The sequence below is a fragment of the Janthinobacterium sp. P210006 genome (assembly GCF_036231885.1).
GTDB lineage: Bacteria > Pseudomonadota > Gammaproteobacteria > Burkholderiales > Burkholderiaceae_D > Janthinobacterium > Janthinobacterium violaceinigrum.
This window is the reverse complement of the sequence record NZ_JAZARD010000002.1, coordinates 188,066-203,131: the sequence shown is the minus strand read 5'-3', so window position 1 is coordinate 203,131 and position 15,066 is coordinate 188,066. Positions and strand designations below refer to the sequence as shown.

Annotated in this window: 9 protein-coding genes and 2 tRNA genes; 3 read left to right on the top strand and 8 right to left on the bottom strand. The window is 62.8% G+C overall.

Annotated features, from left to right (window positions below; genetic code table 11):
* Nucleotides 1–53: 53 nt before the first annotated feature.
* Nucleotides 54–1,007 (top strand): AraC family transcriptional regulator, encoded by a 954-nt coding sequence (locus VPH41_RS09345; protein WP_328569753.1) that lies wholly within the window; start codon nucleotides 54–56, stop codon nucleotides 1,005–1,007.
* On the opposite strand, the gene VPH41_RS09340 is transcribed toward VPH41_RS09345, so the two are convergent.
* Entirely contained in the window at nucleotides 989–4,561 is a 3,573-nt protein-coding gene (locus VPH41_RS09340) for a hydantoinase B/oxoprolinase family protein (RefSeq protein ID WP_328569752.1), read from the bottom strand. The two genes, VPH41_RS09345 and VPH41_RS09340, sit on opposite strands and share 19 nt — an antisense overlap.
* A 132-nt stretch (nucleotides 4,562–4,693) precedes the next feature.
* Here VPH41_RS09340 and VPH41_RS09335 point away from each other — a divergent pair, with 132 nt between their 5' ends.
* Nucleotides 4,694–6,238, top strand: a complete 1,545-nt coding sequence (locus tag VPH41_RS09335; protein WP_328569751.1) for an NAD(P)H-hydrate dehydratase — start codon at nucleotides 4,694–4,696, stop codon at nucleotides 6,236–6,238.
* Nucleotides 6,239–6,356: 118 nt separating this feature from the next.
* On the opposite strand, the gene VPH41_RS09330 is transcribed toward VPH41_RS09335, so the two are convergent.
* Entirely contained in the window at nucleotides 6,357–7,109 is a 753-nt protein-coding gene (locus VPH41_RS09330) for an ABC transporter ATP-binding protein (protein WP_405002809.1), read from the bottom strand.
* 112 nt (nucleotides 7,110–7,221) lie between these two features.
* On the opposite strand from VPH41_RS09330, the gene VPH41_RS09325 reads away from it, so the two are divergent.
* Nucleotides 7,222–7,797, top strand: coding sequence for an arylesterase (locus VPH41_RS09325; RefSeq protein WP_328569750.1), 576 nt, complete (start codon nucleotides 7,222–7,224; stop codon nucleotides 7,795–7,797).
* A 68-nt stretch (nucleotides 7,798–7,865) separates the two neighbouring features.
* Here VPH41_RS09325 and VPH41_RS09320 read toward each other — a convergent pair whose 3' ends face one another.
* The 6 genes from VPH41_RS09320 to clpX form a co-directional block, all read right to left on the bottom strand.
* Nucleotides 7,866–9,791 carry a SurA N-terminal domain-containing protein gene (locus VPH41_RS09320; protein ID WP_328569749.1) on the bottom strand — a complete coding sequence of 642 codons (1,926 nt, stop codon included), beginning with the start codon at nucleotides 9,789–9,791 and terminating at the stop codon, nucleotides 7,866–7,868.
* A gap of 441 nt (nucleotides 9,792–10,232) precedes the next feature.
* Nucleotides 10,233–10,309: transfer RNA gene (locus tag VPH41_RS09315), tRNA-Asp, on the bottom strand.
* Between the two features lie 17 nt (nucleotides 10,310–10,326).
* Nucleotides 10,327–10,403, bottom strand: a tRNA-Asp gene (locus VPH41_RS09310).
* A gap of 125 nt (nucleotides 10,404–10,528) precedes the next feature.
* Nucleotides 10,529–10,801 (bottom strand): HU family DNA-binding protein, encoded by a 273-nt coding sequence (locus tag VPH41_RS09305; protein WP_010398442.1) that lies wholly within the window; start codon nucleotides 10,799–10,801, stop codon nucleotides 10,529–10,531.
* Between the two features lie 204 nt (nucleotides 10,802–11,005).
* A complete protein-coding gene (gene lon / locus VPH41_RS09300; protein ID WP_152257742.1) occupies nucleotides 11,006–13,417 on the bottom strand; it encodes an endopeptidase La in 2,412 nt (803 codons plus the stop codon).
* A gap of 273 nt (nucleotides 13,418–13,690) precedes the next feature.
* Nucleotides 13,691–14,959: an ATP-dependent Clp protease ATP-binding subunit ClpX gene (gene clpX / locus VPH41_RS09295; RefSeq protein WP_076568804.1), complete on the bottom strand. Its 1,269-nt coding sequence runs from the start codon at nucleotides 14,957–14,959 to the stop codon at nucleotides 13,691–13,693.
* Nucleotides 14,960–15,066 lie beyond the last annotated feature (107 nt).

Genomic DNA, 15,066 nt, shown 5'->3' with positions numbered 1-15,066 from the left:
AAATCTGCGTAAGATCGTCCCCTGCCCGTCCTCGCCTGATGCATACTCGCCCCATGTCCACACAGATCCTCCCTCAAGATGAAATCGCCGCCCTGATCAGCCGCCATGCGCCGCGCAATGGCGACTACGCGACGGCCATCGGCAATCTCACGTTTCACCGCCAGTCCTCGACCACGGAATCGCTGTTCCATGCGGCCAGGCCCAGCGTGGCGCTGATCGCGCAAGGGGGCAAGCAGGTCACCCTGGGCACGGAAACCTTCCATTACAGCCGCATGCAGTATCTGCTGACGTCCGTCGACCTGCCGGTGCAGGTGCGCGTGGTGGAGGCCAGCGAGGCGGCGCCGCATCTGTGCGTGGTGCTGGGCATCGACATCGCCGACGTGGCGGCCCTGCTGGACAGCGAAAGCGCCGGCGGCGCAGCTGGCGCGGCGCAGCAGAAAATCCTGCCCGCCACGCGCGGCATATCCGTCAGCGACGTCTCGCCCGAGCTGCTCGACGCCATGCTGCGCCTCGTGCGCCTGCTCGACAAGCCGGAAGAAATCGCCGCGCTGGCGCCCTTGATCCGCCGCGAGCTGACCTACCGGCTGCTGAACGGCCCCGTCGGCGCGCGCCTGCGCCACATGGCGCTGGCCAGCAGCCAGTCGCACCAGGTGGGCCAGGCCATCGACTGGATCAAGCACCATTACGCGCAGCCGCTGCGCATCGAGCACCTGGCCGGCATGGCGAACATGAGCATGTCCTCGCTGCACCATCACTTCAAGGCGATTACCGCCATGACGCCGATGCAGTACCAGAAGCTGCTGCGCCTGCAGGAGGCGCGGCGATTGATGCTGGTCGAGCGAATCGACGCAGGCACGGCCGGCTACCGGGTCGGCTATGCCAGCGAATCGCAGTTCAGCCGCGAATACAGCCGCCAGTTCGGCCGCGCGCCCATGCGCGACGTGGGCCAGGTGCGCGCGCAGCTCAGCGGCGCCAGTGCCGGCACGGCCTATTCCGTCTTGCCGTAACCGCCGCCGCCCGGCGTCTCGATGACGAACACGTCGCCAGCGAGCATGTCGGTCTTGCCGATATGCGCCAGGTGTTCGATGCTGCCGTCAGCCCGCTCCACGTAGTTGCGCCCCAGCGCGCCCGGCGCGCCGCCCGCCATGCCGAACGGCGGAATAATCCGGTTGTTCGACAGGATCGCCGCCGTCATCGCTTCCAGGAAGCGCACCTTGCGCACGCCGCCATTGCCGCCGCGCCAGCGCCCCGCCCCGCCCGATCCGGCGCGGATGCTGTAGCTGTCCAGGCGCACGGGGAAGCGCCACTCGAGGATTTCCGGGTCCGTCAGGCGCGAATTGGTCATGTTCGTCTGCACCACGTCCGTGCCGTCGAAGCCGGGACCGGCGCCCGAGCCGCCCGATATCGTCTCGTAGTACTGGTACCTGGCGCTGCCGAACGTGAAGTTGTTCATCGTCCCCTGCGAAGCGGCCATGGCCCCCAGCGCGCCATACAGGGCATTCGTGATGCAGGTCGAGGTTTCCACATTGCCCGAGACGACGGATGCCGGGTACTGCGGGTTGAGCATGGAACCGGACGGAATGATGACCGTGAGCGGCTTCAGGCAGCCCGCATTGAGGGGAATCTCGTCGTCGACGAGGGTGCGGAACACATACAGCACGGCCGCCATGCAGACGGCGGACGGCGCATTGAAGTTGTTCGGCAGCTGGGCGGACGTGCCCGTGAAGTCGATGGTGGCGCTGCGCCGCGCCACATCGACCTTGATCGCCACCTTGATCTGCGCGCCGTTGTCCAGCTCCAGCGCGTAACTGCCGTCCTTCAGGGTGGTGATGACCCTGCGCACGGCTTCCTCGGCATTGTCCTGCACGTGGCCCATGTAGGCTTGCACGACAGGCAAACCGAAATGCGCGACCATGTTATGCAGTTCCTCGGCCCCCTTCTGGTTGGCCGCCACCTGGGCGCGCAGGTCAGCCAGGTTTTGCCGGGGATTGCGGGCCGGCCAGCTGGCGCCCGCCAGCAGGGCCAGGGTCTCATCTTCGCGCATCAGCCCCGTGGCGCCGTCGACCAGCTTGAAATTGTCGATCAACACGCCCTCCTGTTCGATGCGCGTGGAATCGGGCGGCATGGAGCCAGGCGTCGTGCCGCCGATATCGGCATGGTGGCCGCGCGAGCCCACGTAGAACAGGATGGACTTGCCCTCTGCATCGAACACGGGCGAGATCACCGTCACGTCGGGCAGATGCGTGCCGCCGTGATACGGGTCGTTCAGCATGTACACGTCGCCCGGCCGCATGGTGCCCGCATTGCGCGTCATGACGGTGCGGATGCTCTCGCCCATGGACCCCAGGTGCACGGGCATGTGGGGCGCATTGGCGATCAGCTGGCCGGCGGCGTCGAAGATGGCGCAGCTGAAGTCGAGCCGCTCCTTGATGTTGACGGAATGGGCCGTATTTTGCAGGCGCAAGCCCATCTGCTCGGCAATCGACATGAACAGGTTGTTGAAGATTTCCAGCATCACGGGGTCGGCCTGCGTTCCGATCGCGACACGCCCGGGCAAGGCGACGATCCTGCGCAGGATCAAATGGCCGTGCGCCGTGACGTCGGCGCGCCAGCCCGGTTCGATGACGGTGGTGGCGTTGGCGTCGCTGACGATGGCCGGGCCGGCGACCGTATCGCCGGGACGCAGGCTGTCCGCGCCATACAGGCCGCTGTCGCGCCACGCGCCGGCGCAGTACATGGCCACCGTAGCCAAAGGCGCCAGCGCGCCGGCGCGGGCCGCGTACGCGGGCGCTGCCGGCTGCGGCGCGTTCGAGGCGCCGATGGCTTCCACGGAAATGGCTTCGACGACCAGCGCGCGCGCCGGCATCAAAAAGGAAAAGCGTTTTTTATACGCCGCTTCGAACTGCGCCTGCATGCTGCTTGCCGTATCGAACAGCACGACGAGGGCCGAATCCGTGCCTTCGTAGCGCAGGTGCACCCTCCGCACGAGCGCGATGCGCTCGCCTGCCACGCCCTGGCGCAGCAAATCGCCGTGCGCCAGGGCGCCCAGCGCCGCAAAATCGTCCGCCAGGTCCACGCCCATTGCCGCCTCGATGGCCTGTTCGCGCATGGCGCTCTGGTCGGCCAGGCCCATGCCGTAGGCCGACATCACGCCCGCCAGGCCGTGGATGAACACCGTGCGCATGCCCAGCGCATCGGCCACCAGGCAGGCGTGCTGGCCCCCCGCGCCGCCAAAGCTGGTCAGGGTGTACGCGGTGACATCGTGGCCCCGCTGCACGGAAATCTGCTTGATGGCGTTGGCCATGTTACCCACGGCGATGGCCACATAGCCTTCGGCCACCTGCTCCGGCGTGGAATTGACCGTGCGCGCCAGCGCCTCGAACTGGGCGCGTACCGTGGCCGCATCGAGCGCTTCATCGGCGTCGGGGCCGAAGACGCGGGGGAAGAACGCGGGCTGCAGCTTGCCCAGCATGACGTTGCAGTCGGTGACGGCCAGCGGGCCGCCGCGCCGGTAGCTGGCGGGGCCGGGATTGGCGCCCGCGCTGTCCGGCCCCACCTTGTAGCGGGCGCCGTCGAAATGCAGGATGGAGCCGCCGCCGGCGGCCACCGTGTGGATGCTCATCATGGGCGCGCGCATGCGCACGCCGGCGATCTGCGTCTCGAACACGCGCTCGAACTCGCCCGCATAATGCGACACGTCCGTCGAGGTGCCGCCCATGTCGAAGCCGATGACCTTGTCGAAACCGGCCAGCGCGCTGGCGCGCACCATGCCGACGATGCCGCCGGCGGGACCCGACAGGATGCTGTCCTTGCCCTGGAAGGCGCGCGCATCCGTCAAGCCGCCGTTCGACTGCATGAACTGCAGGTGCACGCCGGGCAGCTCCATCGCCAGCTGGTCGACATAGCGGCGCAGGATGGGCGACAGGTAGGCGTCGACCACCGTGGTGTCGCCGCGCGCCACCAGCTTCATCATGGGGCTGACCTCGTGCGACACGGACACCTGCGCAAAGCCGGCTTCGCGCGCCAGCTGCGCCACCCGGGCCTCGTGCGCGTGGTGGCGGTAGCCGTGCATCAGCACGATGGCGATGGCGCGCGCGCCCCGTGCATGGGCGCGTGCCAGCGCGGCGCGCGCGCCAGCCTCGTCGAGCGGCGTCACGACCTCGCCGCGGGCGCCCACTCGCTCATCGATCTCGATCACGTCTCCATACAGCAGCTCCGGCAAGACGATCTGGCGCGCAAACAGCTGCGGGCGGTTCTGGTAGGCGATGCGCAAGGCGTCGCGGAAACCGCGCGTGATGGCCAGCACGGTGGGTTCGCCCTTGCGTTCGAGCAGCGCATTGGTCGCCACCGTCGTGCCCATCTTGATGGCGCCCACCTGCTCCACGGGCAGGGGTGCGCCGGGCGCAAGACCCATCAGGCGGCGCATGCCGGCCAGCGCCGCATCGCGGTACTGGCCCGGGTTTTCCGACAGCAGCTTGCAGGTGGCCAGGCTGCCGTCGGGACGGCGCGCCACGATGTCCGTAAAGGTGCCGCCCCGGTCGATCCAGAATTGCCAGTCCATCGCCTTGCCCCCAGTCTTAAGTGAGATGGCTATTGTAGCCGCCAAACAGGGGCGCGTTTCAGGCGTGCGTGCCTTGCCTTTCGCCCGCTTCGGCCTTATGTTGAAGGCATGCTGACTAACGGAACACGCTCCATGACCCTGATCGACTCTGCAACACCGTTATATTCCATCGCCGAACTGCGCGCCATCGAACAGGCGGCCATGCGCGGCCTGCCGCAAGGACTGCTGATGCAGCGCGCGGGCCAGGCCGCCGCCAGTGCCGCCCTGAAGCTGCTGCACGCCGGAGAAGGCGCCGGCGAGCCGGGCCACCGGCGCGTGCTGGTGCTGGCCGGCCCCGGCGACAATGGTGGCGACGCGCTGGAAGCGGCAGCGCACCTGGCCGGCAGCGGCACCGAGGTGCTGGTATGGCTGGCGCCCGAGGCGCAAGCCACGTCGCCCGAACGCGAACAGGCCTTGAGCCGCGTCCGCAACAGCGCCGCGCGCTGCATGGAAGCGGCAACGTCCATGGCGTCGGCGGCAGTGGGCGCGGCGCAGTGGCACCTCGTCATCGATGGCCTGTTCGGCATTGGCGCGTCGCGTCCTCTGGACGGCGAATGCCGCGACATGGCGCAGCTGGTCAACAATCTCGATTGCCCCGTGCTGGCGCTCGACGTGCCCAGCGGCCTGCACGCGGACACGGGCGCCATCGACGGCGTCGCCATCCGCGCCACGCATACGCTCACCTTCATCGGCGACAAGCCTGGCCTGCACACGGCAAACGGACGCGATTATGCGGGCGAGGTGGAAGTAGCAAGCCTGGCCATCGATCCCGCCCTGCTGCCGCCGGCCAGGGCCCAGCTGGGCGGCCTGCACCTGTTTGCCCGCCAGTTGCAGCCGCGCCGGCAAAACACGCACAAGGGCAGCTACGGCAGCGTGGCCATCATCGGCGGCGCGCAAGGCATGGCGGGCGCGCCCATCCTGGCGGCCCGCACGGCCCTGCATGCGGGCGCGGGACGAGTGTATATCGCGTTTCCCGACGCACCGCCCGCCTTCGACAGCGGCCAGCCGGAACTGATGTGCCGGCACGCCCGGGACGTGGATTTCTCGGGCCTGCACTTTGCCGCGCTGGTGGCGGGCCCTGGCCTGGGCGACAAGGCCGATACGGTGGAACTGCTGCTGCGGGCGTTCGAGAGCGACAGCCCCCTGCTACTCGATGCCGATGCGCTGAACCTGATGGCGGCCGAACCGGAACTGCAATCGGCGCTGGCCGTGCGCACGGGCGCGGGCGCGACGATCTTGACCCCGCATCCGCTGGAAGCGGCGCGCCTGCTCGACATGACGGTGGCCGAGGTGCAAGCCGACCGCCTGGGCGCGGCGCGCCAGCTGGCCACGCAGCTGGGCGTCATCGTGGTATTAAAAGGTTCGGGCACGGTGATTGCCGCGCCCGATGGCCAAGTCGTCATCAACAACACGGGCGGCCCCTCGCTGGCCACGGCCGGCACGGGCGACGTCCTGGCGGGCCTGTGCGGCAGCCTGCTGGCGCAAGGCTGGCCCGAATGGGAAGCGGCGCTTGGCGCCGTGTGGCTGCACGGCGCGGCGGCCGACGCGCTGGTGGCCGCAGGCAGCGGCCCCATCGGGCTGACGGCCGGGGAACTGATCCCGGCCATACGCAAGTTGATAAATGCCTTGTCGGCATAAGCGTATGGCGTGGGGGTGTGGGATTACGCTGCGCGAATCCAGGCTAGGGCTGCGATGATGGCAGGCAATTAGGTCGGATGAGCGCGTCAGCGCGTCATCCGACAATCGCCAGCAGCAATCACACCAGCCTGCCCGCCGCAATCGTAATCGTGCGCCCGCAGCGGGCCGCGATCGAACTGTCATGCGTGACGAGCACCAGGGTCGACCCCCGTTCGCGGTTCAGCTCGAACATCAGCTGGATCACGGCTTCGCCCGTGGCCGCGTCCAGGCTGCCCGTCGGTTCGTCGGCGAACAGCAAGGGCGGTTCCGTGACGAAGGCGCGCGCCAGGGCCACGCGCTGCTGCTCGCCGCCGGACAGGTATTTCGGATAGTGTTTCAGACGGCTGCCCAGGTTGACCCTGCCCAGCATGGCTTGTGCCTTTTCTTTCGCATCCGGGTCGCCGCGCAATTCCAGCGGCAGCATGACGTTTTCCAGCGCCGTCAAATGGGCCAGCAGCTGGAAGGACTGGAACACGAAACCGAGCTTTTCCTTGCGAAAACCGGCGCGGCCATCTTCATCGAGGGCGAAGATATCGGTGCCGTCGAGGATGACCTTGCCCCCGCTGGGCGTATCCAGTCCCGCCAGCAATCCCAGCAAAGTGGACTTGCCGGAACCGGAAGCGCCGACGATGGCCAGCGTCTCGGCCGTTTGCACGGTAAAATCGACTTGATGCAGGATGGTCAGCTCACCATCGGCATCGGGTACGCGCTTGGCCAGCTGGACCACTTCGATGGCCGGCTGGGCATTTTGGCTGTTCGGTGCGGCGGGCCGCTGGGCCGCTGCTTCGGACGGGAGAAAACTGGTGGAAGTCGCTTTAGGGAATTCGGGCATGCTGATCTATCTTAGAAAATTTCGTGAACAAATAAGTGTCAAAGGCAGCAGCCGCATGCGGCGGCGCACCCTGTCCTTGCTTCCTGCGGCAGCCCTGCTCCTGGTGTCAGGCATGACGACCGCCTATTCTGCACCAAAAACGCTGCTGGTGCTCGGCGATAGCCTGTCGGCCGAGTATGGGCTGGCACGGGGCACGGGCTGGGTGGCGCTGCTGGAACAGCGGCTACAGGCGCAGAAGAACGATACGCGCATCGTCAACGCCAGCATCAGCGGCGAGACCACCAGCGGCGGCCGCGCGCGCCTGCCCGCGCTGCTGGCCAAGCACCAGCCCGATGTCGTGCTGATCGAACTGGGCGCCAACGACGGCTTGCGCGGCTTGCCCGTGGCGGCGGCCGAAGCGAACCTGCGCGCCATGGGCGACGCCGTGAAAAAGACGGGCGCACAGGTAGTGCTGGTGGGCATGCGCATGCCGCCCAACTATGGCCGCGCCTACGGCGAGCAGTTTTATGGCGTGTACGGCAAGCTGGCCAAGGAATGGAAGGCCCCGCTCGTGCCCTTCATGTTCGAAGGCATCGCCGACCAGCCGCAGCTGTTCCAGGCCGACCGCATGCACCCGAATGCGCAGGCGCATCCCACCATCCTGAAAAACATCTGGCCGCAACTGGCGCCATTGCTGAAAGCCAAGTAGTCCACGCATTCTGCAGACAAAAAAATAGCCGCTCGAGAGCGGCTATTTTTATGCGTGAAAACTACATCTTACGGCGCTTCCGGCGCTGCGGCGGCTGGGGCGGTGACCGGTTTAACGATCTTCACCTTGGCCTTGGCTTTCAGGTACTCGACGTAATCGAACATTTCCTGTTGTGCCAGGATGCCGCCGATCTGGTCTTTCTCTTGCTGGCGGCGCGCCGCATCGACTTGCTCCGGCTGCTGCACCTTGCCGATGCGGTAGATGCCATAGCCCAGGGCTGGCAAGTCCACGCCCACATAGGCTGGCAGCTTGCTCGTGTCCGCTTTCATGACTTGCGCGATGGCGGCGCGGTTGATACCGTCCAGCTTGCTGCGCGACACCCATTGCGCTGCACCGAAACCGGTGGCATCGCCCGAGGCCTTCAACGCTGCCAGCTTGGTCTCGCCCGCTTTCTTGGCCAGCTTTTCCGCTTCTTCCAGGGTCACGCGCTGACGGATCATCGCTTCGACTTCGGCCAGCGGACGCTTCGAGGCAGGCTTGAATTCCACCACGCGGCCAGCGATCAGCACGTTCGGTGCGACGGTCACGGCTTCCGTGTTGCGCTTGTCTTTCAGCGAGTCGTTCGAGAAGATGGCGCTGAGGAACTTGGCATTGTTGAACGGTGCCTTGCCCAGTGCTGGCGACGGCGTGCGCGACAGGTTGGCGACGGTTTCCACTTTCAGTTTCAGCTTGTCGGCCACCGGCTTCAGGCTATCGGACTGATCATAGACGGTCTCGGTAAAGGCCGTGGCCATTTCCGAGTATTTCTTGGCAGCAAATTGCTTGCGCAGGTCGGCCGTGATTTCGCCGCGGACTTCGTCCAGCGCACGCACGTGCTGTGGCTTGAGCGAGGTGACGGTCAGGATGTGGTAGCCGAAATCGGAAGCGACGACATCGCTGATTTCGCCTTGCTTGAGCTTGCTTACAGCGCTCAGCAGCGGTGCTGGCAAACCATCCTTGCCGATCACGCCCAGGTCGCCGCCCTGTTCGGCGGACGCCGGGTCTTCCGACTTGGCCTTGGCCACGGCGGCAAAGCTGGCAGGCGCCTTGCGTACGTCAGCCAGGATGGCTTCGGCCTTGGCCTTGGCAGCTGCCTTGTCGGCGGCCGATGCGTCTTTCTTGACGGCGACCAGGATGTGGCTGGCCTGGCGTGCTTCTTCCGTCGTGTAGGCTTTCTGGTTCTTCGCGTAGTAGCCGGTCACGTCGGCGTCGGTGACGTCGACTTGCTCGCCGGCAGCGCTGTCGTCGAGCACGACGTATTCGATCTTCGCTTGTTCCGGGATTTCAAAGAACTTGCTGTTCTTGTCATAGAAAGCCTTGATCATGGCGTCCGTCACTTTGACTTCCGGCACGTACTGGGCGATCGGCAACAGCAGTTCCTGCACTTCACGCTCTTCCGAGGTGATGTCGGACAGACGCTTCGATACGGTGTTCGGCGCGAACGCGGTGCCTTGTACGGCGCCAGCCAGTTGCTGCAGGGCCAGGTCGCTGCGACGGCGCGCATCGTACATCTGCGGCGTCATGCCCTGGGCTGCCAGCATGGCCTTGTAGCGTTCCAGGTCGAATTTACCGTCCGGCAAGGTCAAGCCGGGAATCTCCAGCACTTCCTTTTGCAGCACGGCATCGCTGATGACCAGGTGGCTACGGCCCACTTCGGCGGACACGGCGCGCTCGGCGATCAGGTTGTCGAGGATGCTCTGGCGCGCTTCCGGCGTGTCGAACATTTTCTGGTCGAACTGCTCGCCCATCATCTGGCGGTAGCGGTCGATCTGCTGGCGTTGCGCTTCTTCATATTGCTGCTGCGTGACCACCTGGTCGCCGACCTTGGCGATGGTGTTCGCGCCGTCGCCGAAGCTTTGGTAGCCGCTGATACCGACCAGTGCAAAAGACGGGACGATGACCAGCATCAAGAGAAACTGCATCAAGCGTCGATGGGTACGAATAAATTCAAACATGGTCAGCCAATTCGGGATGAGTGGATCACTATAAAAAAAGGCGAACATGCGTTCGCCTTGATTTCTTCGGCGGAATGGACGGGACAGATGTCCACTTCCCCTTTAGATTCAACAACTTGGCGCTGGAACTAAAGCAGGATTCTGACGCCCAAGCCATTATCTCCTGATTCTACAATGCCCATAGCGCTATAGCAAGAGTAAATCAGGGCGCGCGCCCTGCCCCGGCACCGCATGCTGCGCCGCAAAACGGCTGGCGCGGTGCTTCGCGGACCAGGCGCCAGCCTGGGCATTAAACACGGCAAAGCTTAAAGGGGATTTAAATACCGGCGCCGCTCATTTAAAAACGGCAGGCGGGAATTTGCAAATGAAGGGGCGCAAAGATAATCGGGCGCATAAAAGAAAAACCCGCGCTACTTATTCAGCAGCGCGGGTTTCATATTCTGGCGGAGCGGACGGGACTCGAACCCGCGACCCCCGACGTGACAGGCCGGTATTCTAACCAACTGAACTACCACTCCTTGAGAGCGTATTTTTTTGGCGGAGCGGACGGGACTCGAACCCGCGACCTCCGACGTGACAGGCCGGCATTCTAACCAACTGAACTACCACTCCGAAAAATACACAGTACTACTTGCATTTGTATCCAGGATCGTCATTCGAGGAACTTCGATCCTGAAATCGCGGCACCCGGAGGCGCCGCCAAATGTTTCCGGTGATTGTCACCTCACCGAAGTCCGTTAGTTTACAGCATCCTTCAAAGCTTTACCAGCTTTAAATTTTGGAACTTTTGCAGCTTCGATCGTGATCGCTTCTTTGGTACGCGGATTGCGGCCGGTACGCTCAGCACGTTCGCTGACCGAGAAAGTGCCAAAACCAACCAGCGTCACGCTGTCGTTGTTTTTCAAAGTTTCCGTCACGCCGCCGATAACAGCGTCGAGTGCGCGCGCAGCGGCGGCTTTGGAAATGTCAGCTTTTTCAGCAATGTGGTCGATCAATTCAGTCTTGTTCACTAGCATCCCCAATTACAAAGGTATAAAACGTTTACCGTATCGTTGCGGCACTTTTGGCACCACAGCTGTCCGGCGAAAAAAATGTGCAGGCGTATTAAACAAGCCACACTGTATATGTGTCAAGCGCTTTGGGGGCGCAATTCACGTTTCAATATAAAACAAGCGCTCTAAAAGCGCTTGTTTGGGGAAAACAGGGGTAAAACGTTAGTGTTTTACTACCTCGCCAGCCGCGTCGGGCTTCGCTGCGGCGGCCGTGACAGCCTCCACTGCAGCGACTTCCGCCAACGGTTCAGGCATGCGCTCGAGGGCGATTTCCAGCACTTTGTCGATCCAGCGCACGGGCACGATCTCCAGTTTGTTCTTGACGTTGTCCGGAATTTCGGCCAGGTCCTTCACATTTTGCTCTGGAATCAAGACCGTCTTGATGCCGCCGCGATGGGCCGCCAGCAGCTTTTCTTTCAGGCCGCCAATCGGCAACACTTCGCCGCGCAAGGTGATCTCGCCCGTCATCGCCACGTCGGCGCGCACGGGGATGCCCGTGAAGACCGAGACCATGGCCACCGTCATGGCTGCGCCAGCCGAAGGACCGTCCTTCGGTGTCGCGCCTTCCGGCACGTGGATGTGGATGTCGCTCTTCTCGAACACGTCCGCCTTGATGCCCAGGCGCTGTGCCCGGCTGCGCACCACCGTGCGGGCGGCCTCGATCGACTCTTTCATGACGTCGCCCAGGGTACCCGTGCGGATGACGCCGCCCTTGCCCGGCATCGACACGGCTTCGATGGTCAGCAGATCGCCGCCCACTTCCGTCCATGCCAGACCGACCACCTGGCCCACCTGGTTTTCTTTCTCTGCGACACCGAAATCGTAGCGGCGCACGCCAAGGAATTTGTCCAGGTTCTTCGAATTGACGATGACTTTCTTGTCGGATTTCTTCAGCAGCAGCATCTTGACCACCTTGCGGCAGATCTTCGACACTTCACGCTCGAGCGAGCGCACGCCGGCTTCCCGCGTGTAATAGCGGATGATGTCGCGCAGGGCCGACTCGGCCACGGAGATTTCCTCTTCCTTCAAGCCATTGTTCTTGATCTGCTTCGGCAGCAGGTAGCGCTGCGCGATGCTGGTCTTTTCGTCTTCCGTGTAACCGGACAGGCGGATCACTTCCATCCGGTCAAGCAAGGCTGGCGGAATGTTGTACGAGTTCGACGTGGCCACGAACATCACGTCGGACAAGTCGAAATCGACTTCGATGTAATGGTCGGAGAACGTGTGGTTCTGCTCCGGATCGAGCACTTCCAGCAGGGCCGACGACGGATCGCCACGGAAATCGGCACCCATCTTGTCGACTTCGTCGAGCAGGAACAAGGGATTGCGCACGCCGACTTTCGACAGCGATTGCAGGATCTTGCCCGGCATCGAGCCGATGTAGGTACGGCGATGGCCGCGGATCTCGGCTTCGTCGCGCACGCCGCCCAGGGCCATGCGCACGAACTTGCGGTTCGTCGCGCGGGCGATGGACTGGCCCAGCGAGGTCTTGCCCACGCCCGGAGGACCGACGAAGCACAGGATAGGCGCTTTCAGCTTGTCGACGCGCTGTTGCACCGCGAGGTACTCCAGGATGCGTTCCTTGACCTTGTCGAGGCCGTAGTGGTCGCCCTCGAGCACTTTTTCCGCATTCGACAGGTCGTTATTGACCTTGGATTTCTTTTTCCAAGGCAAGTTGACGAGAGTGTCGATGTAGTTGCGCACGACGGTGGCCTCGGCCGACATCGGCGACATCAGCTTGAGTTTCTTCAGCTCGTTGGTAGCCTTGTCGAGCGCTTCCTTCGGCATCTTGGCGGAAGCGACTTTTTTCTCCAGCTCGTCGAGGTCGGCACCATCTTCGCCCTCGCCCAGTTCCTTCTGGATCGCCTTGACCTGCTCGTTCAGGTAGTACTCGCGCTGCGATTTTTCCATCTGGCGCTTGACGCGGCCGCGGATGCGCTTTTCCACCTGCAGGATGTCGAGCTCGCCTTCGAGCTGGCCCAGCAGGTGCTCGAGGCGCTTGGCCACGCTGAAAATTTCCAGAATGACTTGCTTTTGCTCCAGTTTGAGCGGCAGGTGTGCAGCCACCGTGTCGGCCAGGCGGCCGGCATCGTCGATGCCGGACAACGATGCCAGGATTTCCGGTGGGATCTTTTTGTTCAGTTTGACGTACTGGTCGAACTGCTGCACGATCGCGCGGCGCATGGCTTCGACTTCCGACTCGTCGCCCGGCTCGGACTCGAGCGGCGTCAGGTCGGCGATGAAGTGCGTCGGCGCATCGCTGATGTGGTTGATGCGGGCACGCTGCGCGCCTTCGACCAGCACCTTGACGGTGCCATCGGGCAACTTCAGCATTTGCAGAATATTGGCGACGCAGCCAATTTCATAGATATCCGAAGGCGATGGTTCGTCCTTCGCGGCTGCTTTTTGAGCGGCAAGCATGATGCTCTTGCCCTGCTCCATCGCAGCTTCCAGCGCCTTGATCGACTTTGGACGGCCAACGAACAGCGGTATCACCATATGCGGGAAAACGACGACATCCCGCAACGGCAATAACGGCAGTTGAGTTTGCTCAGTTAATTTGGAAGTTGTCATGGCGTACCTTATAGAAAGCGTGTTTACGATGTTGGCGCTCGCTGCCAAAACACAAGACCGGCGAGAATAAATAATTCTGTGAAACAAACATGAAGTCTATTTCGCAAAACACACCCGCATGACTGTAACAAATGCAGTTTTAACAGTAAAAAAGCCACGCGCAGCTAAGCGCCGCGAGTGGCTTTACGATTGAAGCCTGCACTCATTGATTTAAATTGTACTGCCATGCTTTAAGGAATCAAAACCCTTTTTATGCATTTGTCTCGGCAGTTTTCAATTTTCTCCGGAGGCTTTGGCAGTCTCTTGATAAATCAACAAAGGTTTGGCACCACTGGTGATGGTATTTTCGTCGATGACGACTTTCACCACATTTTGTTCGCTCGGCAGTTCGTACATGACGTCCAGCAAAGCGTGCTCCAGGATGGAACGCAGGCCACGGGCACCGGTCTTGCGCGCCAGCGCCTTGCGGGCGATCGCATGCAGGGCGGCCGGACGAATCTCCAGTTCCGCGCCTTCCATCTCGAGCAGCTTCGAATACTGCTTGATCAGCGCATTCTTCGGCTCGACGAGAATCTGGATCAGCGCCTCTTCCGTCAATTCCGCCAGGGTGGCGATGACGGGCAGACGGCCCACCAGTTCCGGAATCAGGCCGAACTTGACCAGGTCTTCCGGTTCCGCTTGCAGCATCAGTTCGCTGGCCGAGCTTTGCGACTTGCTGCGCACCGTGGCCGAGAAGCCGATGCCGCTCTTTTCGGAGCGGTTGGCGATCACTTTCGACAGGCCGTCAAAGGCGCCGCCGCAGATGAACATGATGTTGGTCGTGTCGATCTGCACGAAATCCTGGTTAGGATGCTTGCGGCCGCCTTGTGGCGGCACGGAAGCCATCGTGCCTTCGATGAGTTTCAGCAAGGCTTGCTGCACGCCCTCGCCCGACACGTCGCGCGTGATGGACGGATTGTCGGACTTGCGCGAAATCTTGTCGATTTCATCGATATAGACGATGCCGCGCTGGGCTTTCTCGACGTCGTAGTTGCAGCTTTGCAGCAACTTCTGGATGATGTTTTCCACGTCTTCACCCACGTAACCGGCTTCGGTCAGGGTGGTGGCGTCGGCGATCACGAACGGCACGTTGAGCATGCGCGCCAGGGTCTGTGCCAGCAGGGTCTTGCCCGAACCGGTAGGACCGACCAGCAAGATGTTGCTCTTGGCCAGTTCGATGTCGTCTTTCTTGCCCAGGTGCTTGAGGCGTTTGTAATGGTTGTACACCGCCACCGACAGGATGCGCTTGGCAGTCTGCTGGCCGATCACGTACTGATCGAGCAAGGCGGCAATTTCTTGCGGCGTCGGCAGGTCGGATTTGGTACCGGTCACCGTCTCGATGCTCGACGTTTCATCACGGATGATGTCGTTGCACAGGTCGATGCACTCGTCGCAAATGAACACGGACGGGCCGGCGATGAGTTTCTTCACCTCGTGCTGGCTTTTGCCGCAGAACGAGCAATACAGTAATTTTTCGCCGCTAGAGGATTTTTTGTCTGACATAAGGCATTTTGGTTGGAACTGCATTAACAATATTGCAAAATCGCAAGCCGGAGTGCGGAAGTTGCCCGCAAAGGCAGCTACCCATGGGGCAAGTCAACAACGTGCAC

Coding starts and splice junctions, on each gene's coding strand:
- clpX (WP_076568804.1), bottom strand. CDS start 14,959: ATGTCAGACAAAAAATCCTCTAGCGGCGAAAAATTACTGTATTGCTCG.
- VPH41_RS09325 (WP_328569750.1), top strand. CDS start 7,222: ATGACGACCGCCTATTCTGCACCAAAAACGCTGCTGGTGCTCGGCGAT.
- VPH41_RS09340 (WP_328569752.1), bottom strand. CDS start 4,561: ATGGACTGGCAATTCTGGATCGACCGGGGCGGCACCTTTACGGACATC.
- VPH41_RS09345 (WP_328569753.1), top strand. CDS start 54: ATGTCCACACAGATCCTCCCTCAAGATGAAATCGCCGCCCTGATCAGC.
- VPH41_RS09320 (WP_328569749.1), bottom strand. CDS start 9,791: ATGTTTGAATTTATTCGTACCCATCGACGCTTGATGCAGTTTCTCTTG.
- lon (WP_152257742.1), bottom strand. CDS start 13,417: ATGACAACTTCCAAATTAACTGAGCAAACTCAACTGCCGTTATTGCCG.
- VPH41_RS09335 (WP_328569751.1), top strand. CDS start 4,694: ATGACCCTGATCGACTCTGCAACACCGTTATATTCCATCGCCGAACTG.
- VPH41_RS09330 (WP_405002809.1), bottom strand. CDS start 7,109: ATGCCCGAATTCCCTAAAGCGACTTCCACCAGTTTTCTCCCGTCCGAA.